General features: G+C 60.4%; 17 protein-coding genes. 7 read left to right on the top strand and 10 right to left on the bottom strand.

The window, feature by feature from the left end; all coding sequences use genetic code 11:
- Nucleotides 1-149 precede the first annotated feature (149 nt).
- Nucleotides 150-1,817, bottom strand: coding sequence for an energy-dependent translational throttle protein EttA (gene ettA / locus NRB16_RS00180; RefSeq protein WP_253116187.1), 1,668 nt, complete (start codon nucleotides 1,815-1,817; stop codon nucleotides 150-152).
- Nucleotides 1,818-2,367: 550 nt separating this feature from the next.
- Here ettA and NRB16_RS00175 point away from each other — a divergent pair.
- Both NRB16_RS00175 and glyA read left to right on the top strand, forming a co-directional pair.
- The gene (locus NRB16_RS00175; protein WP_373568415.1) at nucleotides 2,368-6,189 is read left to right on the top strand and encodes an EAL domain-containing protein; all 3,822 of its coding nucleotides are present in this window, start codon (nucleotides 2,368-2,370) and stop codon (nucleotides 6,187-6,189) included.
- 198 nt (nucleotides 6,190-6,387) lie between these two features.
- Nucleotides 6,388-7,641, top strand: a complete 1,254-nt coding sequence (glyA, locus tag NRB16_RS00170; protein WP_253116184.1) for a serine hydroxymethyltransferase — start codon at nucleotides 6,388-6,390, stop codon at nucleotides 7,639-7,641.
- 601 nt (nucleotides 7,642-8,242) lie between these two features.
- Here glyA and yjiA read toward each other — a convergent pair.
- The 3 genes from yjiA to NRB16_RS00155 all read right to left on the bottom strand — a co-directional run bounded on the left by yjiA (nucleotide 8,243) and on the right by NRB16_RS00155 (nucleotide 11,612).
- On the bottom strand, nucleotides 8,243-9,223 hold the full coding sequence (gene yjiA, locus NRB16_RS00165) for a GTPase (RefSeq protein WP_045483736.1): 981 nt from the start codon (nucleotides 9,221-9,223) through the stop codon (nucleotides 8,243-8,245).
- Nucleotides 9,224-9,314: 91 nt separating this feature from the next.
- Nucleotides 9,315-9,512, bottom strand: coding sequence for a YbdD/YjiX family protein (locus tag NRB16_RS00160; RefSeq protein ID WP_257105209.1), 198 nt, complete (start codon nucleotides 9,510-9,512; stop codon nucleotides 9,315-9,317).
- 24 nt (nucleotides 9,513-9,536) lie between these two features.
- Nucleotides 9,537-11,612 carry a carbon starvation CstA family protein gene (locus tag NRB16_RS00155; protein WP_257105208.1) on the bottom strand — a complete coding sequence of 692 codons (2,076 nt, stop codon included), beginning with the start codon at nucleotides 11,610-11,612 and terminating at the stop codon, nucleotides 9,537-9,539.
- A gap of 274 nt (nucleotides 11,613-11,886) precedes the next feature.
- Between NRB16_RS00155 and NRB16_RS00150 the strand changes: the two genes are divergently transcribed.
- Complete coding sequence (locus tag NRB16_RS00150) at nucleotides 11,887-12,255, top strand: PilZ domain-containing protein (protein ID WP_253116177.1); 369 nt, start codon at nucleotides 11,887-11,889, stop codon at nucleotides 12,253-12,255.
- Between the two features lie 5 nt (nucleotides 12,256-12,260).
- On the opposite strand, the gene radA is transcribed toward NRB16_RS00150, so the two are convergent.
- Nucleotides 12,261-13,628 carry a DNA repair protein RadA gene (gene radA / locus NRB16_RS00145; protein ID WP_045493866.1) on the bottom strand — a complete coding sequence of 456 codons (1,368 nt, stop codon included), beginning with the start codon at nucleotides 13,626-13,628 and terminating at the stop codon, nucleotides 12,261-12,263.
- A gap of 196 nt (nucleotides 13,629-13,824) precedes the next feature.
- Here radA and mscL point away from each other — a divergent pair, with 196 nt between their 5' ends.
- Complete coding sequence (gene mscL / locus NRB16_RS00140; protein WP_257105207.1) at nucleotides 13,825-14,259, top strand: large-conductance mechanosensitive channel protein MscL; 435 nt, start codon at nucleotides 13,825-13,827, stop codon at nucleotides 14,257-14,259.
- 13 nt (nucleotides 14,260-14,272) lie between these two features.
- Here the strand turns inward: mscL and NRB16_RS00135 are convergent, their stop codons facing one another.
- Both NRB16_RS00135 and NRB16_RS00130 read right to left on the bottom strand, forming a co-directional pair.
- Nucleotides 14,273-14,890, bottom strand: a complete 618-nt coding sequence (locus NRB16_RS00135; RefSeq protein ID WP_257105206.1) for a transposase — start codon at nucleotides 14,888-14,890, stop codon at nucleotides 14,273-14,275.
- Between the two features lie 105 nt (nucleotides 14,891-14,995).
- Nucleotides 14,996-15,772, bottom strand: coding sequence for a ferredoxin--NADP reductase (locus tag NRB16_RS00130; RefSeq protein WP_253116173.1), 777 nt, complete (start codon nucleotides 15,770-15,772; stop codon nucleotides 14,996-14,998).
- A 336-nt stretch (nucleotides 15,773-16,108) separates the two neighbouring features.
- On the opposite strand from NRB16_RS00130, the gene NRB16_RS00125 reads away from it, so the two are divergent.
- Nucleotides 16,109-16,342, top strand: a complete 234-nt coding sequence (locus tag NRB16_RS00125) for a LuxR C-terminal-related transcriptional regulator (RefSeq protein ID WP_084710201.1) — start codon at nucleotides 16,109-16,111, stop codon at nucleotides 16,340-16,342.
- A 125-nt stretch (nucleotides 16,343-16,467) separates the two neighbouring features.
- Nucleotides 16,468-17,592, top strand: coding sequence for a class I SAM-dependent methyltransferase (locus NRB16_RS00120; protein ID WP_257105205.1), 1,125 nt, complete (start codon nucleotides 16,468-16,470; stop codon nucleotides 17,590-17,592).
- Between the two features lie 283 nt (nucleotides 17,593-17,875).
- Here the strand turns inward: NRB16_RS00120 and NRB16_RS00115 are convergent, their stop codons facing one another.
- Genes NRB16_RS00115 through NRB16_RS00105 form a run of 3 tightly spaced genes read right to left on the bottom strand, consistent with a single transcriptional unit; the run spans nucleotide 17,876 to nucleotide 20,506 of the window.
- Nucleotides 17,876-18,043 carry a DUF2474 domain-containing protein gene (locus tag NRB16_RS00115; RefSeq protein WP_084709853.1) on the bottom strand — a complete coding sequence of 56 codons (168 nt, stop codon included), beginning with the start codon at nucleotides 18,041-18,043 and terminating at the stop codon, nucleotides 17,876-17,878.
- Nucleotides 18,044-18,055: 12 nt separating this feature from the next.
- Nucleotides 18,056-19,063 carry a cytochrome d ubiquinol oxidase subunit II gene (cydB, locus tag NRB16_RS00110; RefSeq protein WP_045483757.1) on the bottom strand — a complete coding sequence of 336 codons (1,008 nt, stop codon included), beginning with the start codon at nucleotides 19,061-19,063 and terminating at the stop codon, nucleotides 18,056-18,058.
- Nucleotides 19,064-19,066: 3 nt separating this feature from the next.
- Nucleotides 19,067-20,506 carry a cytochrome ubiquinol oxidase subunit I gene (locus NRB16_RS00105; RefSeq protein WP_045483760.1) on the bottom strand — a complete coding sequence of 480 codons (1,440 nt, stop codon included), beginning with the start codon at nucleotides 20,504-20,506 and terminating at the stop codon, nucleotides 19,067-19,069.
- 406 nt (nucleotides 20,507-20,912) lie between these two features.
- Here NRB16_RS00105 and NRB16_RS00100 point away from each other — a divergent pair, with 406 nt between their 5' ends.
- Entirely contained in the window at nucleotides 20,913-23,420 is a 2,508-nt protein-coding gene (locus NRB16_RS00100) for an EAL domain-containing protein (protein ID WP_257105204.1), read from the top strand.
- Nucleotides 23,421-23,520 lie beyond the last annotated feature (100 nt).

The raw sequence follows: 23,520 nt of genomic DNA, 5'->3' as shown, positions 1-23,520 counted from the left end.
TACCAATTCAAAACGCACTTAAAAAGTGCGAAATGTCGTTTTTATGAATTTTTCTGGTGCAAATATATAAATAGCCACCTGCCAAAGCTGAAAAAACGAGCACAAAAATGGGGCCATAAAGGCCCCATTCCTGTGCGAAGACAACCGGCTTATTGAGCCAGCTTCTTGTGCCGGACCCGATGCGGCTGGGTGGCCGCATCGCCCAGGCGCTTCTTGCGATCGGCTTCGTACTCGGTGTAGTTGCCTTCGAAGAACACAATGTTCGAATCGTCTTCGTAAGCCAGGATGTGAGTTGCCACGCGGTCCAGGAACCACCGATCGTGGGAAATCACAATCGCTGCGCCCGGGAAGTCCAGCAGAGCCTCTTCCAGGGAACGCAGGGTTTCGACGTCGAGGTCGTTGGACGGTTCGTCGAGCAGCAGGACGTTACCGCCCTCCTTCAGGGTCAGGGCCAGGTGCAGACGGCCACGCTCACCACCGGACAGATCCTTGACGAACTTCTGCTGATCGCCACCCTTGAAGTTAAAGCGCCCCACATAAGTACGCGACGGAATCTCGTAGTTGCCGATACGGATCTGGTCGGAACCGTCGGAGATCTGCTGGAACACGGTCTTGCCGCCGTCGAGGTCGTCACGCGCCTGGTCGACACACGCCAGTTGCACGGTTTCGCCGATCGCGATGCTGCCCGAGTCTGGCTGCTCCTTGCCCATGATCATGCGGAACAGGGTCGATTTACCTGCGCCGTTACCACCGATAACGCCGACGATCGCGCCTTTTGGCATGGTGAACGACAGGTTATCGATCAGGACCCGATCACCGTAGCTCTTGGTGACATTCTTGAACTCGATCACGTTGTCGCCCAGCCGCGGACCGGCCGGAATGTAGATCTCGTTGGTCTCGCTGCGCTTCTGGAATTCCTGCGATTGCATTTCTTCGAAGCGTGCCAGACGGGCCTTGGATTTGGACTGGCGGGCTTTGGCGCCTTTGCGCACCCACTCCAGCTCTTCCTTCATGGCTTTTTCGTGTGCGCTCTGTTGCTTGGACTCCTGCTCCAGACGCGCCGACTTGGTCTCCAGCCAGCCCGAGTAGTTACCTTCGTACGGGATGCCTGCGCCGCGGTCGAGTTCAAGGATCCAGCCAGCGACGTTATCCAGGAAGTAACGGTCGTGGGTAATGGCTACCACGGTGCCCGGGAAGTCGTGCAGGAAGCGCTCCAGCCAGGCCACCGAGTCGGCGTCCAGGTGGTTGGTCGGCTCGTCAAGCAGCAGCATGTCCGGGGCGGACAGCAGCAAGCGGCACAGGGCAACACGGCGTTTTTCACCACCGGACAGCACCGCCACCTTGGCGTCCCAGGCCGGCAGGCGCAGCGCATCGGCGGCGACTTCCAACTGACGCTCCAGGTTGTGACCATCGGCAGCCTGCAAAATGGCTTCGAGCTTGGCCTGTTCGGCGGCCAGCTTGTCAAAGTCAGCGTCCGGCTCGGCATAGGCGGCATAGACTTCGTCGAGGCGCGCCTGGGCGTCCTTGATCACGCTGACGGCTTCTTCAACCACTTCACGGACGGTCTTTTCCGGGTCCAGCTGCGGCTCCTGTGGCAGATAGCCGACATTCAGCTCAGGCATCGGACGGGCTTCACCGTCAAACTCGGTGTCAACGCCAGCCATGATTTTCAGCAGGGTGGATTTACCCGAGCCGTTGAGGCCCAGCACGCCGATCTTGGCGCCCGGGAAGAACGACAGGGAGATGTTTTTGAGAATTTCCCGCTTCGGCGGCACTACTTTGCTCAGCCGATGCATGGTGTAGACGTATTGAGCCAAAACCTGGACCTCGCTCGAAAACGTGATTGAAAGCCTTGCCTGGCAAGCAAAGCCATAAAGAAACAATTATTCAGATTCAGAGCAGCAAAATTGCGCGGGCCGCGCGACGCGGTCGGAACACCGGCCAGGCTGCATTGCGTACGACAAACAAGCGCCACTCAACTGCGCTCAGGGTCGGCAAGCTTAACCCAAGTCGGCGGACGCTGGCAGGGGGGCTGCCCGGCGACAGCCCGAAATCCGCCGTTACGCCGCAGGCAGATACCGCCCTGGCGATATGACTAAAAAAGGTGCAGAAAACCCCTTGAACAATGCCAGATCCGGCTTAATTCTTTGCCGGTCCTTGCCGAGTAACAGTTACGCGCCTTGAATTGATCAAATGCGAAGTGAAATACGGCAAATACAACCAACCGAACGGGCCGACAAACAGGCGTGACCACCAATAAACGCTGGCACTTAGCCACAACTAAAGGCATGCTAGCCGCCATTTGGGCGCCCGGCTTATAGTGCAGGCTGCATTCGCTGCTTCAGTCCAGTAGTCAGGAACATCGACTTGCCCACACCAACGGCTTCTACATCATCGCGTAGCGTCAAGAATTCCAGTCAACTGCCTGTGCGCGGTTCACTGAAAGGCGCGTTGGCCGCTCTGGTGTTGGTGATGCTCGCCCTGTTGCTGTGGCAATCCTTCGAGCAGTTTCAACAGACTCAAGAGCGTCAGCGCCAGCGCAGCCTGGACTACAGCATGCAGCTGGCAGACCGCCTGAGCCTGAACCTGACACTCAGCGCCCAGGTCAGCGTGAGCCTGCTGGATGAGGCGGTCAGCGTCGGTCAGTCGCTGGAGCAGCCCTCGACCCTGGACAACCTGCGCCAGGCGCTGCCGGCCCTGCAAAGCGTGGCCTGGCTCAGCCCAGCCGGCGATATCATCAAAGACAGTGCAATGGGCACCGGTGACGCAGCCTTTCTCAAAGAGCAACTGCGCAAAGCCCAAGGCAAGCCGTACTACTACACCAACGCCAGCGACGGCCGGCTGGTTTACCTGTTGGTCCGTCAGGCGGGCGGCATTACCGGTGACTACTGGGCATTGCGTCTGGGCCGGGAGGCACTCAAGCCGCTGACCCAGCAACCGTCCCACGACTTCATGCACCTGTGGCGCCTGGAAAATCGTGACCAGTCGCAGATTATCGCCCGTGACGGGCATCGCAGTAATGGCAACCTGCAAACGGTGCTGCTGCAACCGATCAGCAACAGCGACTGGCAACTGCATGGTTTGTTCGATGCCCGGCAAGAGCGCGAGGCGCTAGTGTTGCCACTGATTTTCAAGTGCGTGCTGGCCATGATGTTTGCCATCCTGCCCTTGATTACCCTGTTTGGCTTGCGTCGCCGCCAGACCCAACTGGTTGAAAGCCGCCGCCGTTATCAGGGTATTTTCGAGGGGGCAGGCGTTGCCATCTGCGTGCTCGACATGTCCGCACTGTTTACCTTGCTCGACAGCTTGCAAGTGCGCAATGCCGAGGATCTGGACAGGCTGATCAAACACCAGCCCAGCCAGTTCAAACGGCTGCTCCAGCAATTGCACATCACAGAAGTCAATCAGTTCGCGCTGGACCTGCTGGGTATCGAGAACAGTCAGCAGGCCTGGGACTCGCTGATCGACGCAAACCCGAGAAACCCCGCAGGCCCAGGAACACGGATCATCCGCGCGGTCCTTGCCAATGAGCCGAGTCTGGAGCTGGAAATTCGCCTGACCCGTGACGCTGGTGAAGACCAGCATCTCTGGCTGGTCATGCGCCTGCCCGAAGAGCAGAGCGACTACGACTCGGTGATTCTCAGCATTGGCGACATCACTAGCCGCAAGCAGATGGAACTGTCGTTGCTGGACCGCGAAAGCTTCTGGTCCGACGTGGTTCGGACCGTGCCCGATCACCTGTACGTGCAAGACGTGCCCAGCCAGCGGATGATCTACAGCAACCACCATCTGGGGCAGACGCTGGGTTACAGCAAGACTGAACTGCAAAGCATGGGTGAGTTTTTCTGGGAGTTGCTGCTGCACCCCGACGATGCCAGCAACTACCGGGACATGCGCCTGCGCCAACGCCATCATGGGCACAACGAACTGCTGCAATGCGTACTGCGCTTTCGCGACTGCCAACAGAGCTGGCGCCATTTCGATATCCGCGAACAGGCGATGGCCTGGGACAAGGATGACCAGGTCACGCGGATCATCGGTATTGCCAAAGACATCACCCACCAGGTGACCGCCAGCCAGTCGCTGCGCGACAGCGAACAGCGCTACCGGATGCTTGCCGAAAGCATCAGCGACGTTATCTTCTCCACTGATCGGGGTCTGGAACTCAACTACGTCAGCCCGTCAGTCGAAACGGTACTGGGCTACAGCGCCGACTGGATTGTCCGCAATGGCTGGAGCGCGGCGCTGGCTAACCCGCAGCAACTGACCGGCATCTACAGCCTGATCGTTCGTATCCGCAAAATGTTGAACAAGCCGCACGACCTGGAGCGGCTGCGCAACGAAGTGCCGACCCGTCAGTTCGTCTTCGATTGCCTGCGCGCCGATGGCCGCAAGATTCCTATTGAACTGCGCCTGGTACTGGTCTGGGACGAGCATGGCAGTTTCGAGGGCATCCTGGGCGTCGCCCGCGACGTCAGCCAGCAACGCCGGGCTGAAAAAGACCTGCGCATGGCGGCTACGGTTTTCGAGCACTCGACTTCCGCGATCCTGATCACCGACCCGGCCGGTTACATCGTGCAGGCCAATGATGCTTTCACCCGGGTCAGTGGCTACGAGGTCCACCAGATCCTGGACCAGTTGCCGACCCTGCTGACCGTAGAGCACGAAGAGGCGCACCTGCACCAGGTGCTCCGGCACCTTAACCAGCGCGGCAACTGGGAAGGCGAGGTTCAGCTCAAGCGCCGCAACGGCGAGCAATACCCGGCCTGGGTCGGGATCACCGCAGTCCTTGATGATGAAGGCGACCTGGCCAGCTATGTGTGCTTCTTCAGCGACATCAGCGAGCGCAAGGCCAGCGAGCAGCGCATTCATCGCCTGGCCTACTACGACGCCCTGACCCACCTGCCCAACCGCACCCTGTTCCAGGACCGCCTCCATTCGGCATTGCAGCAGGCCGAGCGCCAGAGCGCCTGGGTGGTGCTGATGTTCCTCGACCTCGACCGTTTCAAACCGATCAACGACTCGCTCGGCCATGCCGCCGGCGACCGCATGCTCAAGGAAATGGCCAGTCGGCTGCTGGCCTGCGTGACTGATGACGATACCGTGGCACGCATGGGCGGCGACGAATTCACCCTGCTGCTGCACTCCGGCGCTACCCGTGAGGTTGCCCTGAACCGCGCCATTCATGTGGCCGAACAGATTCTCAACAGCCTGGTCACGCCGTTTGTTCTGGAGGGCCGCGAGTTCTTCGTCACTGCCAGTATCGGCATTGCCCTGAGTCCCCAGGATGGCCATGAACTGAGCCAGTTGATGAAGAACGCCGACACGGCGATGTATCACGCCAAAGAGCGCGGCAAGAACAACTTCCAGTTTTACCAGGCAGACATGAACGCAACCGCGCTGGAACGCCTGGAGCTGGAAAGCGATCTGCGCCACGCGCTGGAACAGGAAGAGTTCGTGCTTTACTACCAACCGCAGTTCAGCGGCGACGGCAAGCGCCTGACCGGCGCCGAGGCACTGCTGCGCTGGCGCCATCCACGACGCGGGCTGGTGCCACCGAACGACTTCATTCCAGTGCTCGAAGAGCTTGGCCTGGTCATGGAAGTTGGCGACTGGGTACTGGCCGAGGCCTGCCGCCAGCTCAAGACCTGGCACCAGGAACGGGTTCGGGTGCCGAAGGTGTCGGTCAATATTTCTGCCCGTCAGTTTGGCGACGGGCAACTGGGCGAACGCATCGCTGCCACCCTCAGGGACACCGGGCTGCCGCCGGCCTGCCTGGAGCTGGAACTGACCGAAAGTATCCTGATGCGTGAAGTCGGCGAAGCCATGCAGACCCTGGCCGGCCTCAAGAATCTCGGTTTGAGCATCGCGGTTGACGACTTTGGCACCGGCTACTCATCGCTCAACTACCTCAAGCAGTTCCCGATCGATGTGCTCAAGATCGATCGCTCCTTCGTCGATGGTTTGCCCTCGGGCGAGCAGGATGCACAGATTGCCCGGGCGATCATCGCCATGGCGCACAGCCTGAACCTGTCGGTGATCGCCGAAGGCGTGGAAACCCACGAGCAACTGGACTTCTTGCGCGAGCATGGCTGCGACGAGGTACAAGGCTACCTGTTCGGCCGCCCGATGCCGGCCGGGCAGTTCGAGGCCCAGTTCAGCAATGACGCACTGTTCATGCTGGATTGAAGCGGCGGCAGGCGGCTTCAGCCGCGATGGGGTCAGGCCAGGCACAGCAGAGGTGTCGCCTGGTCAATGTTCGCGGATGAATCCGCTCCTACGAGCTTGCAGCTGCTTCACCCGACGGATGAGGCCCTTTCATATGCCAGAGATTCTCCGATGGGGTAGAATGCCCCCCTTTTCCGCTCCAAGCCCTCGAGGACAGCCATGTTCAGCCGTGATTTGACTATCGCCAAGTTCGACCCCGATCTTTTTGCCGCCATGGAACAAGAAGCCGTGCGCCAGGAAGAGCACATCGAGCTGATCGCTTCGGAAAACTACACAAGCCCCGCAGTGATGGAAGCTCAGGGCTCGGCGCTGACCAACAAGTATGCCGAAGGTTACCCGGGCAAGCGTTACTACGGTGGTTGCGAGTACGTCGACATCGTTGAACAACTGGCCATCGACCGCGCCAAAGAGCTGTTCGGTGCCGACTACGCCAACGTCCAGCCGCACGCTGGCTCCCAGGCCAACGCCGCTGTCTATCTGGCGCTGCTGCAGGCCGGCGACACCATCCTGGGCATGAGCCTGGCTCACGGTGGTCACCTGACCCACGGCGCCAGCGTCAGCTCGTCGGGCAAACTGTACAACGCCATTCAATACGGCATCGATGCCAACGGCCTGATCGACTACAACGAAGTCGAGCGCCTGGCTGTCGAGCACAAACCCAAGATGATCGTCGCTGGTTTCTCTGCCTACTCGCAGGTTCTGGACTTCGCTCGTTTCCGCGAAATCGCTGACAAGGTCGGCGCACTGCTGTTCGTCGATATGGCTCACGTCGCCGGTCTGGTCGCCGCTGGCGTCTACCCGAACCCGGTTCCGTTCGCTGACGTGGTCACCACCACGACTCACAAGACCCTGCGTGGTCCACGTGGCGGCCTGATCCTGGCCCGTGCCAACGCCGAGATCGAGAAGAAGCTCAACAGCGCAGTATTCCCGGGCGCCCAAGGCGGCCCACTGGAGCACGTGATCGCAGCCAAGGCGGTGTGCTTCAAGGAAGCCCTGCAACCTGAGTTCAAGGCGTACCAGCAGCAAGTGGTGAAGAACGCCCAGGCCATGGCCAGCGTGTTCATCGAGCGTGGCTTCGACGTCGTTTCCGGCGGCACCCAGAACCACCTGTTCCTGCTGTCTCTGATCAAGCAGGACATTTCCGGTAAAGATGCAGACGCCGCTCTGGGCCGTGCCTACATCACCGTCAACAAGAACTCGGTACCTAACGACCCGCGTTCGCCATTCGTCACTTCGGGCCTGCGTTTCGGCACCCCGGCAGTGACCACTCGTGGCTTCAAGGAAACCGAGTGCAAGGAACTGGCTGGCTGGATCTGCGACATCCTGGCTGACCTGAACAACGAAGCCGTGATTGATGCGGTACGCGAGAAGGTCAAGGCGATCTGTGCACGTCTGCCGGTTTACGGCGCGTAATCGCGTAGCCTGCTGCATGAAAAAGCCCGGCCTTTGCGCCGGGCTTTTTTGTGGCCGCCGAACGGATTAGTTGGAAGCACCGCAGGAGCGGCTTTAGCCGCAATACTGTTCAGTTAAATGCTTTATGTACCCGGCAGGAGCGACCTTGGTCGCGAAGAGGCCAGTAAAGACACTACATCTGCTGTGAACGTGCCGCCGTCTTCGCCAGCAGAGCTGCCTCCCACCGAGATTTGTGTACTTAACTGAACAGTATTGGCTTTAGCCGCGAATGGGTCTTTAGACCGCTGGAAAATCCTTCATCGCGCTGCCTGAACTGCAGGTTTCGCCCTGCTGGGCGAGTGACTTTGGGGCGCCAAAGTCACCAAAGCGCTTGCTCCGGTCTTGGCCCCCTACGGGGGTCCCCTCACTCCGGTGCCGATTTGGCGATCGGCGCGATGGGAGTCCTGCCCAGCGCACCTAAAACCGGCTTCCGTGCCGGTTTTCCCACCAAATCGACACCTCCAATCGGCCAGCGCCAATCGTCGCGTTCGGCGGTGTCTGTACCCTCTCGGCTCGAAGATCAAAATCAACGGCTCACACCTTACCGCTTGTAGCTTGTAGCTTAAGCTCCAACCAGCGCGGCAAACCCTGCGCGGATCTTCTCCTCGGGCAATTCATCGGCAATGAACACGATCACGCTCTCACGCGCTTCGTCTTCGGCCCATTCGGTGTCCCAGTCGAAACCGTACAGTTTAAGCACGCCCTGGAACACCAGCCGGCGTGGTTCGCCGGCGATGTTGAGCACGCCCTTGTAGCGCAGCAATTGCTTGCCGTGATCTTCCAGCAGGGTGTTCATGAACTCGCTGAGCCGATCGATATCCAGCGGCTGGTCAGTGCGCAGTACCAGGCTGGAGATGCGGTCGCCGTTATTGCCGGCCGGTGCCACGGGACGCAAGGTGATGCCACCGCCCAGGTCGGCATTGAGGTTGAAGCCACGCACGTCCAGTAACTCGGCCAGGTCGATACGTCCGTGATCGACCGTACGGATCGGCGCACGACGGTTGATCCGCGCCAGACGGGCACTGAGCGCCTCGAATGTTTCGTCATCGACCAGATCACGCTTGCTGACCAGCAGCCGGTCGGCGAAGCCAATCTGGGCCTGGGCGATGGTCTGGGTCAGGTGCACATCGGCATGCGCCGCGTCGACCAGGGTGATGATGCCGTCGAGGATGTAGCGCTCACGCAGTTCCTCGTCGATGAAAAAAGTCTGCGCCACCGGCGCCGGGTCGGCCAGACCGGTGCATTCGATCACCAGCCGGTCGAAAGCGATTTCGCCGCTGTCCAGGCGCTCCAGCAGCAGGTACAGCGCTTTGGTCAGGTCGGTGTGGATGGTGCAGCACACGCAGCCATTGGACAGGGTCATGACCTGGACCGGCTCGTCGCCGAGCAACTGGCTGTCGATGCCGGCGTCGCTGAATTCGTTTTCGATCACCGCAATCTTCAGGCCGTGCTCGGCCTTGAGCAGGTGGCGCAGCAAGGTGGTCTTGCCCGCGCCCAGAAAGCCGGTCAGCACGGTAACGGGGATGGGTTGCAACTCGCTCATGGGGGCTCCTTGGCAGAGGCTTGCACTAAAAACAAAACGCGCCACAGGCAGGAACCTGTGGCGCGTCGGGTCAAACAGTCATGTCAGAGGTTCAACAACACTTCGGACCACTCTTGCCACCGTAACGGGCTTCCTGGCGTTCCCGGAAGAACTCCTCGTAGCTCATTACCGGTTTGTCCGGGTGCTTGCTCTGCATATGTTCCACATAGTTGTCGTAGTCGGGCATTCCCACCATCAGGCGTGCAGCCTGACCGAGGTATTTGCCCAGACGACCCAGGTCATTGAACATTGGCAGATCCTCGCATGACGCTCATCACACCTGTGCCCCTGGTGGCATTTCCTGGTACGGCGACTCTTTGTCGCTGCGCTCAGGCTTGCTCCAGGCCTGGCTACCCACTTTCAGGGAGTAGAACAGGATACTGCCGACCACGAACAGGAACAGCACACTGAGGCCTGCGTTGGTGTAGGCGTTCATGATCACGTGCTGCATCTGGTCCATGTTCTTGGCCGGAGCCAGCAGCTGGCCGGCTTCGGCTGCGGTGCTGTACTTCTTGGCCAGGGCCAGGAAGCCTACCGCAGGGTTGGAGTCGAACAGCTTGATCATGCTGGCTGTCACGGTGCAGATCAGCAGCCAGGCGGCCGGTACTGCGGTGACCCAGACGTAGCGCTGACGCTTCATCTTGATCAGTACGACGCTGGCGAGCATCAGGGCGATACCGGCGAGCATCTGGTTGGAGATGCCGAACAGCGGCCACAGGGTATTGATGCCACCCAACGGGTCGATCACGCCCTGATACAGCAGGTAACCCCACAGCGCCACGCAACCACCGGTGCCGATGATGTTGGCCGTCCACGACTCGGTGCGTTTGAGGGCTGGAACGAAGCTGCCCAGCAGGTCCTGGAGCATGAAGCGGCCGGCACGGGTACCGGCGTCCACCGCGGTCAGGATGAACAGCGCCTCGAACAGAATCGCGAAGTGGTACCAGAAGGCCATGGTGTTTTCACCCGGCAGTACCTGGTGAAGGATCTGCGCGATACCCACCGCCAGGGTCGGCGCACCACCGGCACGGGCCAGAATGGTGTGCTCGCCGATGTCGGCTGCGGTGGCGGTCAGTTGTTCAGGGGTAATCAGGAAGCCCCACTCACTGACCTTGGCAGCCACCGACACGACGTCGCTGCCGACAATCGCCGCCGGGCTGTTCATGGCGAAGTAGACGCCTGGCTCGATGACCGATGCAGCGACCATGGCCATGATTGCCACAAACGACTCCATCAGCATGCCGCCGTAGCCGATGTAACGGGCGTTGACTTCGTTATCCAGCAGCTTGGGGGTGGTGCCCGAAGAGATCAGCGCATGGAAGCCCGATACCGCACCACAGGCAATGGTGATGAACAGGAACGGGAACAGGCTGCCTTTCCAGACCGGACCGGTGCCGTCGGTGAACTGGGTCAGGGCCGGCATTTTCAGCTCAGGTGCCAGAATCAGGATACCGACGGCCAGGCCGACGATGGTGCCGATCTTGAGGAAGGTCGACAGGTAGTCACGTGGCGCCAGCAACAGCCAGACCGGCAGCATGGCCGCGACGAAACCGTAGCCGACCAGCATCCAGGTGATCTGCACACCGGTGAAGGTAAAGCGCGGGCCCCAGACCGGATCGGCGGCAACCAGGCCGCCGAACCAGATCGATGCCAGCAGCAGCACGACCCCGATGATCGAGATTTCACCGATGCGACCCGGGCGGATGTAACGCATGTACACGCCCATGAATATCGCAATCGGTATCGTCGCGATCACCGTGAACATGCCCCACGGGCTTTCGGCCAGGGCCTTGACCACGATCAGCGCCAGCACCGCAAGGATGATGATCATGATCAGGAAGCAGCCGAACAAGGCGATGGTGCCGGGAATACGGCCCATTTCCTCGCGGACCATGTCGCCCAGCGAACGGCCGTTACGGCGCGTCGACAGGAACAGGATCATGAAGTCCTGCACGGCACCGGCCAGCACCACACCGGCGATCAGCCAGAGCGTACCGGGCAGATAGCCCATTTGCGCCGCCAGCACAGGGCCGACCAGCGGGCCGGCACCGGCGATGGCCGCGAAGTGGTGGCCGAACAGGATGTGTTTGTTGGTTGGAACGTAATCCAGACCATCGTTATTGACGACAGCCGGCGTCGCGCGACGCGGGTCCAGCTGCATGACGTGGTTGGCGATGAACAGACTGTAGTAACGGAAAGCGACCAGGTAGATGGCAACCGCTGCCACTACGATCCACAAGGCGTTGATTGCTTCGCCGCGGCGTAGCGCGACGACCCCCAGGGCACAGGCCCCAATGATCGCCAGTAGCACCCAAGGCACATGGCGCATCAAGCTGTTGTTATTTTTCATATTGTTATTCCAGCAAAAGTGACTAGAAACCAGCAGTGCGAGTGTAGCGCTGTCGCAGCGAAAGGCCACCCCCAACCAAGGTATAGACACAAATTAATCAAAACGTAAAAAACCGCGGCCTAGAGCGTCCGGATCACGACTGGCGGGCCTGTCGGCCAGCGCCTGCGGTGCAGGTAGAACTGGTCGGCGCTGCACTTCGGGTTTATCTTGATTGCACACGCGGTCTGTTACCCAGACCTGCCCGCTGACCCGCTCAGCCCGAGGAGTGCACGTGATGACCGATTCCCCCGCAGATCGCCGGCGCTTCAAACGTATTGCCTTCGATGCCAGGACCAGCCTGAGCCAGGATGAGCGGACCTGGGCAGTGCAGTTGCTCGACCTGTCACTCAAGGGGTTACTGATCGAGCGCCCCGAAGCCTGGGACGGCGACACCCGCCGTAACTTTCTGGTCGACATCCACCTGAGCGCCGATGCGACGGTGCGCATGGAAGTTCAGCAAACCCACGACGACAGCCAGCACCTGGGCTTTGTCTGCCAACATATCGGGCTGGAGTCGATCAGCCACCTCAGACGCCTGGTAGAGCTGAATCTGGCGGACCATGACGAGCTCGACCGCGAGCTGGCGGCGCTGATCGAAATCTGAACGGTTTATTCGAACAAGGCATCCAGGGCCTGTTCAAGGCGGGTGACGGCGACGACCTGCAAGCCGGCAAATCCCTCTTTGGGCGCATTGCCCTTGGGTACGATGGCACGCTTGAAGCCGTGCTTGGCTGCCTCCTTCAGACGCTCCTGGCCACTGGGCACCGGGCGCACCTCCCCTGACAACCCGACCTCGCCGAACACCAGCAGGTCATGGGGCAACGGCCGGTTGCGCAGGCTGGACATCACCGCCGCCATCAGCGCCAGGTCGGACGCGGTTTCCAGCACCTTGACCCCACCCACCACGTTGAGGAACACATCCTGATCGTGGGTCGGGATGCCGCCATGGCGATGCAGCACCGCCAGCAGCATGGCCAGACGATTCTGATCCAGCCCCAGAGTAACCCGGCGCGGGTTGGCCATATGGCTGTCATCGACCAGTGCCTGCACCTCGACCAGCATCGGCCGGGTCCCCTCCCAAGTGGCCATCACCACACTGCCAGACACCTCTTCCTGGGCGCGACTGAGGAAAATCGCCGACGGGTTGGAGACCTCCTTGAGGCCCCGGTCAGTCATGCCGAACACCCCCAGTTCGTTGACCGCGCCGAACCGGTTCTTCACCGCCCGCAGCAGGCGCAGGCGGCCATCGGCTTCACCCTCGAAGTACAACACGGTATCGACCATATGCTCCAACACGCGCGGGCCGGCCAGCGCGCCCTCTTTGGTGACATGGCCGACCAGAAAGATCGCCGTACCGCTTTGCTTGGCATAGCGCACCAGCAGCGCGGTGCTTTCGCGAACCTGAGCCACACCACCGGGCGCCGATTGCAGCTGTTCGGTAAAGATGGTCTGGATCGAGTCGATGACCATGACCTTGGGTTGCTCGACCCTGGCAGTGGCAATGATCGACTCGATGCTGGTCTCGGTCATCACCCGCAGCTTGTCTTGCGGCAGCCCCAGACGCCGGGCGCGCATGGCCACCTGTTGTTGCGATTCCTCACCGGTGACATACAGGGCCGGCATGCTCTCGGCCAGATGACACAAGGTTTGCAGCAGAATGGTGGATTTGCCGATGCCGGGATCGCCGCCGATCAGGATCACCGAGCCATCGACCATCCCGCCGCCCAGCACCCGGTCCAGCTCGGTGGAGCGGGTAGAAAAACGCGGAATTTCTTCAACACTGACTTCGGCCAGGGTCTTGATCTGGGTCTGCGCCCCGGTCCAGCCACTACGCCCGCTGGGCGCCGCGGCTGCGCCGCTCTCCAGCACGGTTTCGACCAGGGTGTTCCACGCACCGCAGTCGGCACATTGCCCGGCCCATTTGGGAAAAGTCGCACCGCATTCAGTGCAACCGTACAAGCGCTTGGCTTTGGCCATGCAGCAAACCCCGCTGGCAAAAGCCGACATCATAACGCAGCCGGCCAGCAATACAGTTGGCCCGCCCGCCGGTGTTTTTGCACAGTTGGATAAAACTTGTCCGCTCGTGCCCGGTCGATTGCAGGTGCGGGGGGCAGACTGTCCCACGCTCTATTACACTGGAGCCGATCTTCTCATCTGTAATAAGGAATGACCCATGAGCATCGTTAACGAATTCAAAGCCTTCGCCGTCAAAGGCAATGTGGTCGATATGGCCGTGGGTATCATCATCGGTGCCGCGTTCGGCAAGATCGTCTCGTCGTTCGTCGGCGACGTGATCATGCCGCCGTTGGGCCTGCTGATTGGTGGTGTGGACTTCAGCGATCTGGGCGTCACCCTGCGTGCGGCGCAAGGCGATGCACCCGCCGTGGTCCTGGCCTACGGTAAATTCATCCAGACCGTGATCGACTTCCTGATTGTCGCCTTTGCGATCTTCATGGGCGTCAAGGCGATCAATCGCCTTAAACGCGAAGAAGCCAAGGCGCCGACAGTCAACAAGCAGGAGGTGCTGCTGAGCGAGATCCGTGATCTGCTCAAGGAGCAGAACAAACCTGCCGCCCCGGTGAACGTCGATCCGAACAAGCCGTTTTGACATCCTCCCCGCCCTAAAGGGCGGGGATTCCCACAATTGGACGCTCATGCCCGAGCGCGAGAATGTTCTTTGCGGCGTTGACGTCGCGGTCGTGGGTGGCACCACACCCACAACAAGTCCATTCCCTTATTCCAAGCCCTGCGATACCTCTGGGCCTCGAGTCCGGCAATTGCTTGCAGCTCGAACAGGTTTGGGTGGTGTTTCTCTCGCTGACAACCTTGAAAACCGTGCCTGCGTGATCGCATTTGTATTCCAGCATGGTTTTCAATTGGCCCCAGCCGGCGTCCAGCACCGACTTGGCCATCCTGGTTTTCGCGAGTTTCAGTGAGCTCACATCGCCCACCACAATGACGCCACAACGCGCTACCAGCGCGTTGCTGAACTTATGCAGGGTATCCTTGCGACGGTTCGCAATTTTGGCGTGAATCGCCCGCACACGGGCTTTCTTGCCGGCCCCGTTGGTGTACTTGTGAATGTCGAACGTCGACAGAAAACGACCGTGCTCACGAATCGAGCGACTGCTCAACTCGTTTACGTAGTTCCACACAAAATTCACAGCACGAGAAGTTTCACGCAGCTGCGCTGCGTGCTTGTCTCGCACTCGAACCTTGAGGGTTTTGGTCGCGTTCATTTCAGTCATGAAATACAGAATAGGGGCCGCTTTGCGGTGGCGCTTTCATCCCCCACCTGAAAGAAGGGGCTTTTCGCGCCAGCTTGGTAACCCTGCCGGTCGTGGTTACCAGTAGGTTTCCACGGCCACCTGCCCCGGTCGGCGGCTCAGGCTCAGGCTCATGCCACGCTGCTTGAGCAACGCGCGGGTCTCGTCGACCATTTCCGGGTTGCCGCACAGCATCACCCGCGAATGCTCAGGCGTCAGCTCAAGCCCTGCGGCAGTTTCCAGGTCGCCGTTTTCGATCAGCGTAGTAATGCGCTCGTTCAGTGCCCCTGGGTGCTGTTCACGGGTCACTACCGGTAGGTACAAGAACTTGTGGGCATATTCAGCCAGGTACTCGCGCTGGGTCAGTTCGTCGATCAACGGTTGATAAGCCAGCTCTTTGGCTTCACGCACGCTGTAGACCAGAATGATGCGTTCGAATTTTTCCCAGACTTCGAAATCCTGAAGGATCGACAGGAACGGCGCCACGCCGGTCCCGGTGGCCAGCAGCCACAGATCGCGACCGTCGACGAAGCGATCCAGGGTCAGGTAACCGTATGACTGTTTTTCGACCAGCAGTTGATCGCCTTCGCGCAGACGGCTCAGCTCACTGGTGAACTCACCGTCCGGCACCACGATGGAAAAGTATTCGAGAAATTCGTCATAGGGCGAGGACACCATCGAGTAGGCACGCCACACTGTACTGCCATCAGCCTTGGTGACACCCAGACGGGCAAACTGCCCGGCGCGAAAGCGAAAGCCTGCGTCGCGGCTGGCGCGCAGGGTGAAAAGATTGGCGGTCAACGGGGTAACGCGCTGCAGCGTTTGCCGGGTGAACTTGTCTTCGCTGACGGTCATGGTGTGCTTGCGACTCCTGAACATGAATGGCGGGTCCCAAGTGTCCCGCAAATGCATGCCGATAAACACCACCTGTTTGTAGGGTCTGTCGCAGCCAGACAACCTTAGACTGTTTGGTTCTTGCCGGCCCATCACGACGAGCAGGCCCGATTTCATCCAACTCGATGCAAGCTGAGCAGGCCGCGGCTTCCGCCAGGACACCCTCCTTTGAATACTTAAATAGCCATTACTCCATCCGTCTGGATGGATTTCAGCCCCATGGTTCCCGGGCGCTTTTTCCCTAAACTCAGAGAACCCCCTCACCCGGGATTCGCCAACACAAGCAGGGAGGCGACTATGGAGCCCGCCGCAACCGTATCACCACAACGTTCACCTGCCGTTGTCCTGACGCAGAGAGAAATCGAAATCCTCAAGTGGTCCGCCCAGGGCAAGACAGCCGCCGATATCGCAATCATCCTGCGTTTGAAGGAGCGAACCATCAATTTTCATATTGCCAGTGCCATTCATAAAATGGGTGTCTGCAACAAGACGGCCGCCGCTGTACAGGCCGCCTTGAGCGGAATGTTCTGACCCGACAACTTTGCACCGCAATGGCAGGTGCCAAGGGTAAAAAGCACGTAGAATCACGCCCCTCAAGCCAGCCTGGGTCAAACCGGTCTAGCGTGACACTTGTCGTTTGCCCAGAGTTTCCTGCCATGCCCGTGCTCACCAGCCCTTTTGCCGAACTTGATCTGATCCGTCAGCCCGAACAACCCAACGAACCGCTGCAGGCGTTCGATGCGGCAGATGAGTACCTGCTCAATCATGTAGCCGAACATGGCCTGACCCTGCAGACCCGGGTCCTGGTGCTCAATGACAGCTTTGGCGCGCTGGCGACGAGCCTGGCGCCGCATGCCACGGTATCGAGCAGCACCGACTCGGTTCTCGGTGCACAGGCGCTGGAAATCAACCTGCTGCGCAATGGCCTGAGCGCAGACGCGGTGACCTTGATTCCGGCCAGCGCGCCACTGCAAGGCCCCTTCGACTGGGTGCTGATCCATATCCCCAAGACCCTGGCCCTGCTTGAAGAGCAACTGATCCGCCTGCAAGGCCAGCTAGCGCCCGGTGCCAGGGTCGTGGCAGCGGCGATGGTCAAGCACCTGCCGCGCTCGGCTGGTGAGTTGCTGGAAGAGTATGTCGGCCCGGTCCAGGCTTCACTGGCGGTAAAAAAAGCCCGGTTGCTGTTTGTCACGCCAGAAGACAAAGAGCCCCAGCCTTCGCCCTACCCGACCCGCTACACGCTTGATGAACCGGCGCTGGAGCTGGTTAATCACGCCAATGTGTTCTGCCGCGACGGCCTGGATATCGGCACCCGGGCGTTTCTGCCCTGGCTGCCGAAGAATCTGGGCAAGGCACGGGTGGCCGACCTGGGGTGCGGCAACGGCGTGCTGGCCATTGTCAGTGCACTGAGCAACCCTGAGGCTCAGTACACGCTGGTGGATGAGTCGTACATGGCTGTGCAGTCGGCAGCAGAAAACTGGCAAGCGGCGTGCGGTGACAGGCCGGTGACGCTGCGCGCTGCCGACGGTCTGGCGACTCAGGCGCATGATTCGCTGGACGTGGTGCTGTGCAACCCGCCGTTCCACCAGCAGCAGGTGGTGGGAGATTTCCTGGCCTGGCGGATGTTTTTGCAGGCACGTGCGGCGCTGGTGCCGGGCGGGGCGCTGTATATCGTTGGCAACCGTCACTTGGGTTATCACGCCAAGCTGGCGCGGCTGTTCCGCGATGTCGAGCAGGTGGCGGCGACGCCCAAGTTTGTGATTCTCAAGGCGCGGAAGTAGGAGCGGCGGGGCGGCGATCCGCTTTAGTCGCTCACGGGTCTTTAGAGCGATGGAAAATCCTTCATCGCGTTGACTGGGATGCAGGTTTCGCCCTGCGGGCGAACTTCCCTCCGTCCGGCACCCAAGTCGCGATTCGCGTCGTCTGTGCCATCTCGGTTCGAAGATCAAGATCAACGGCAACGGCTTATATACAGGCAAAAAAAACCCTCCATCACAGCCTGATCAGGAGGGTAAAAAACCGTGTCCACGAAACACGGGATGGGATAGAGCAATCAGGCAGCAATCAAGGGGTGGTCAGACCCGCTGCGCTCATGAACATGCGCATCAGGCTGGCGACGATGAACAGCGCCAGTACACTGCCGGCCCAGATCCCGGCCAGCCAGGCCAGACGTTGCCAGAGCGGTTTGTTGATGGCCGGGTCGGGATCATGCTGGGGATGTTTATCGGACATGACGGCGCTCCTTTAGTGATAACCGTCTTCTGCGGTCACTTTGCCGCGGAACACGTAGTAGCTCCAGAAGGTGTAGCCCAGGATGAACGGCAGGATGAATAGCGTGCCGACCAGCATAAAGCCCTGGCTTTGCGGCGGCGCGGCGGCTTCCCAGATGCTGATTGATGGCGGCACGATATTCGGCCACAGGCTGATGCCCAGCCCGCTGTAGCCAAGGAAGATCAGCAGCAGGGTAAGCAGGAACGGCGTGTAGTGGGCATTACGCGCCACCGCCCGGAACAGGCCAACCAGAGTGACCACCACCAGAATCGGTACGGGCATAAACCAGAACAGGTTCGGCAGGCTGAACCAGCGCTCGGCAATCTGCGGATGGGCCAGCGGGGTCCACAGGCTGACGATGCCGATCATCGCCAGCACGGCCAGCGCCAGCGGCCGGGCCAGATCATGCATGGCCTGCTGCAGCGGGCCTTCGGTCTTCATGATCAGCCAGGTACAGCCCAATAGCGCATAAGCCACGATCAGCGCCAGGCCACAGAAAATCGGGAACGGTGCCAACCAGTCCAGCGAGCCGCCAGCGAACTGCCGGTCGACGACGGGCAAGCCCTCAATGAACGCACCCAGTGCCACGCCTTGAAAGAAGGTCGCCGCCAGGGAGCCGCAGATGAACGCTTTGTCCCACAGGTGCCGCTTGGCCTCTGAAGCCTTGAAGCGGAACTCGAACGCCACGCCGCGAAAGATCAACCCGATCAGCATCAGGATCAATGGCAGGTACAACGCCGACAGCACCACCGAGTAAGCCAGCGGAAAAGCGCCGAACAGACCGGCCCCGCCCAGCACCAGCCAGGTTTCGTTGCCGTCCCACACCGGGGCGACGGTGTTCATCATCACGTCGCGGTCGCTGCTGTCCTTCATGAACGGGAAGAGAATGCCAATTCCCAGGTCAAAGCCGTCCATCACCACGTACATCATGATGCCGAAGATGATGATGACCGCCCAAAGCAACGCAAGATCGAAGCCCATGACTCAGTTGCTCCTGTTCAGGTTGGCGGATGCAGCATCTGGCTGACCGTTTTCATCGGCAGCCGACAGCGGACGTGCCGGGGTACGAGGCTGACCGGGGCCGCCGCTGGGGGCGTGCTCGACATGCGGCTGCGGCCCTTTGCGCACCAGCCGCAGCATGTAGCCCAGACCGGCACCGAACAGCAGGAAGTAAACGACCACGAACAACACCAGGGTGATGCTCATCTGCACCACGCTGTGGTTCGACACCCCGTCGGCGGTACGCATCAGGCCGTAGACCACCCATGGCTGACGGCCGATTTCGGTGGTGAACCAGCCGGCCAGGATGGCGATCAGGCCCGACGGCCCCATCCACAGGGCCAGGTGCAGAAACGGCCGCGACTGGTACAACGTACCGCGCTTGCGCAGCCACAGACTCCACAGCCCGGTAGCGATCATCAGCATGCCCAGACCGACCATGATCCGGAACGACCAGAACACCACGGTGGAGTTGGGCCGGTCCTCAGGTTTGAACTCCTTGAGCGCCGGCACCTGCTTGTCCAGGCTGTGGGTCAGGATCAGGCTGCCCAGATAGGGAATCTCCACAGCAAAGCGGGTTCGCTCCTGCTGCATGTCCGGCCAGCCGAACAGAATCAGCGGGGTCGGCTCGTCACCGACGTTTTCCCAGTGGCCTTCAATCGCCGCGATCTTGGCCGGCTGATACTTGAGGGTGTTCAGGCCATGAAAGTCGCCGACCACCGCCTGGATCGGCGCCACCAGCAGGGCCATCCACATGGCCATCGACAACATCTTGCGCACCGCCGGGTTATCACGGCCGCGCAGCAGGTGCCAGGCCGCCGAAGCACCGACGAAGAAAGCCGTGGCCACGAATGCAGCAATGGCCATATGCGCCAGCCGGTACGGGAATGACGGGTTGAACACCACGGCAAACCAGTCGGTGGGAATCACCCGGCCATCGACGATTTCGAACCCCTGAGGGGTCTGCATCCAGCTGTTGGAGGACAGGATCCAGAACGTCGAGATCAGGGTGCCGACCGCAACCATTATTGTGGAGAAGAAATGCAGGCCACGGCCGACCCGGTTCCAGCCAAACAACATGACGCCTAGGAACCCGGCCTCCAGGAAGAACGCGGTGAGCACTTCATAGGCCAGCAACGGGCCGGTCACTGCACCGGCAAAATCGGAAAAGCGGCTCCAGTTGGTGCCGAACTGATAGGCCATGACCAACCCGGAAACCACACCCATGCCGAAGTTGACGGCGAAGATCTTCAGCCAGTAGTGGTACAGGTCACGGTAGACGTCGTTGCGCGTCTTCAGCCACAAGCCTTCGAGCACGGCCAGATAGCTGGCCAGACCAATGGTGATGGCAGGAAACAGAATATGGAACGAGATCGTGAACGCGAACTGGATCCGGGCCAGGTCGAGTGACTCCAAACCGAACATAAGACTACCTCTCAGATGCTACGGCTGTTGGCCTGGGCCAGCAGCGAGAACCCCACGGTCAGGGCGGTTGCTGCGTGCCGGACGGCTTTTGGGGAAGGCTCTCGGCACAAAGGGTCTGACGGGCGACGCACAACTTCGGTTCGATCGTTGTGACGTGCGTCAATCGGTGAGAGAAGATTAGCCCCTTTACGGGCTTTGACCGGCGTGGTGCGTTGTCGCGTGACCGGTTGTCCCATCCCCTTGGCGTTCGGCTTGAAGAGGTGTACGACGAACGGTCAGCCGTTTCGACGCTTGACATGGATGTTTGCGACGGCCCGTCCAAACACCCCTTTCCACCATGATGGCCCTATGCTATTGAGTAACTTGCCAAAGCCACTCCATCCCCCTGAAGTGTCACAGGACGTGCATGCCCATCACTCATAGCCTCTCCGAACTCTTCGTGCAGTCCATCGAGCAGGCTGGCAACAGCGTGGTAGTCAGCGATGCCGACAACTGCGTGGTGCTGTTCAACCAGGCGGCGGAGTTGTTGTGGGGCCTCAAACGCCACGAAGTCATTGGCCAGGATGCCAAGTGTCTATTGCCGCAGCCGGTGCACGGCTATTACCAGCAACAGGAAAACGGTGATGGTGAACTGCTGATCCTGCGCATCCCGCACCGCGATGGCGGCCAGCACTGGGGCTCGTTGTCGATCTCGCGGGTCGCCAGCCATGCACAGACCTACTTCGTCACCTCGATCAAGGACATTACCCGCCAGCACGAGGAGTGCGAGCGGCTGCGGCTGTTGTCGCTGGTAACCGATCACTCTGACAACGCCATTATCATCACCGACGAAAACTGGCGCATCAGCTACGTCAACGCCGGCTTCGAGCGAATGTCCGGTTATCGCTTCGATCAGGTCTGCGGCCAACACCCCGCCGCGATGCTTGCCCCCTATCTGAGCCATGAAGTGATACTTGCCGCGCGCCAGACGTTGAGCAGCGGACAATCGATCAAGACCGATCAATTGACCTGCATACAAAATGGCGAACGGCTGTGGTGCAGCGTGGTGGTCAACCCGATTCTGGATAATCAGGGCCGGCTTCTCAATGCCGTCGGCATCCTGACCGACATCACCAGCACCAAGATGCACGAGATCCTGCAGCACAGCATGCTCAACGCCATGGTCCGGGAAGAGCCGCTCGAAGACCTGATGCTGCTGGCCTGCCGGGAGATCGAACGTATCGCCCCGGAAGTCACCACCTCGATGCTGCTGGTTGATGAAGAAGGGCTGCTGCATCCACTGGCCACCCACAGCCTGCGTGCCAGCTACTGCCAGAGCATGGAAGGCATCAGGATCGGCGAAGGCGTCGGCACCTGCGGCACCGCCGCGTTCCGCGGCCAGCCGGTGATCACCAAGGATATCGCCAGCGACCCGCTATGGGATGGCTACCGACACATCGAACTGCCCGAGGGGCTCAAGAGCTGCTGGTCGACGCCGATCATGGGCGCCAATCAGCGAGCCATTGCCACGCTGGCGTTCTATTTCAAGGAAGTCCGCGGGCCGTCGGAATTCCATCAGCGTCTGGTGGACGTCATCGTGCCGCTCTGTGCGCTGGCCATCGAGCGTGAAAAATCCCGGGCTCACATCAGCCAGCTGGCGTTTTACGACAGCCTGACCGAACTGCCCAACCGCAGCCTGCTGCTGGCCAATACCGAGCAGGCGCTGCACGCTGCGCAACGCAACAAGACCTCCCTGGCCGTGTTGTTCATCGACGTTGATCGCTTCAAGCAGGTCAACGACTCGTTCGGCCATCCGGCGGGCGATGAACTGCTGCAGGTCATTGCTCGCCGCCTGCAGGAAAATCGCAGCCAGAAGGACATCGTCGGGCGCCTGTCCGGTGACGAGTTCGTCGTGGTACTGCCTGACTGCGATAACCAGCGGGTCACCGAACTGGTCGAGCAGATGAAGCTGACCATCGCCCAGCCTTGCCAGGTCGGCAACAGCCGGGTCTCGCCGTCAGTCAGTATCGGTGTGAGCATGTTCCCGGAAGACGGCCATGACATGGGCACGCTGATCCACCGGGCGGACATGGCCATGTATCAGGCCAAGAATGCCGGGCGCGGGCGGTTCAGCTTCTTCTGCCATGAACTGAACCAGCTGGCCCAGGAACGCCAGGCCATGGAAAACGCCCTGCAACAGGCCTTGCAGGATGGCGCTCTGGAGCTGCACTACCAGCCGCAGATCAATATCGCCGATGGCCGTCTGTACGGTGTCGAAGCGCTGGCGCGCTGGCACCACCCGCATTGGGGCCAGGTGTCTCCGGCGCGCTTTATTCCCTTGGCAGAAGAATGCGGGCTGATCGTGGAACTGGGCCTGTGGGGGATTCGCGAAGCCTGCCGGCAACTGGCTGACTGGCGAGGCAAAGGGGCACAGCTGCCGGCCATTTCGGTGAATCTGTCACCCACCAACTTCCATGATCTGGCGCTACCGGCCATGCTTACGCAATTGCTGGATGAACATCAGCTAAGCCCCGGCGACCTGACCCTGGAGCTGACCGAAAACATCCTGATGGACACCAACCCCAGCACGCTCAAAGTCCTCAACGACGTGCATGCGCTAGGCATTCGCCTGGCCATGGATGACTTTGGTACCGGCTATTCGAGCCTGAGTTATCTGCGGCAGTTGCCGATCCAGGAACTCAAGCTCGACCGCAGCTTTGTGATGGACCTGGAAAACGACGCCACGGCCCGCACCCTCAGTGATGCGGTGATCCATATCGGCAACAGCCTTAACCTGACCGTGGTCGCCGAGGGCATCGAGACCGAAGGTCAGCATGAAATCCTCAGGCAGCAGGGTTATCACGTCGCCCAGGGGTATCTGTTCTCCCGACCATTGAGCGCACCGGACCTGGAACGTTGGTTGTTGGCGCGCTAAGGCACGATCGTGCTGTTTAGCGGACAATGATCGGCCATCGTTCATCGCTGTGCAGCCAGTTGCGCGACTGGCTGGTATGATGCGCGGCTTTTTCCGAACC

The organism is Pseudomonas sp. LJDD11, from assembly GCF_024584215.1.
Classification (GTDB): domain Bacteria; phylum Pseudomonadota; class Gammaproteobacteria; order Pseudomonadales; family Pseudomonadaceae; genus Aquipseudomonas.
Note: the sequence above shows the minus strand (reverse complement) of the source record. Positions and strands in the feature narration are given on the sequence as shown.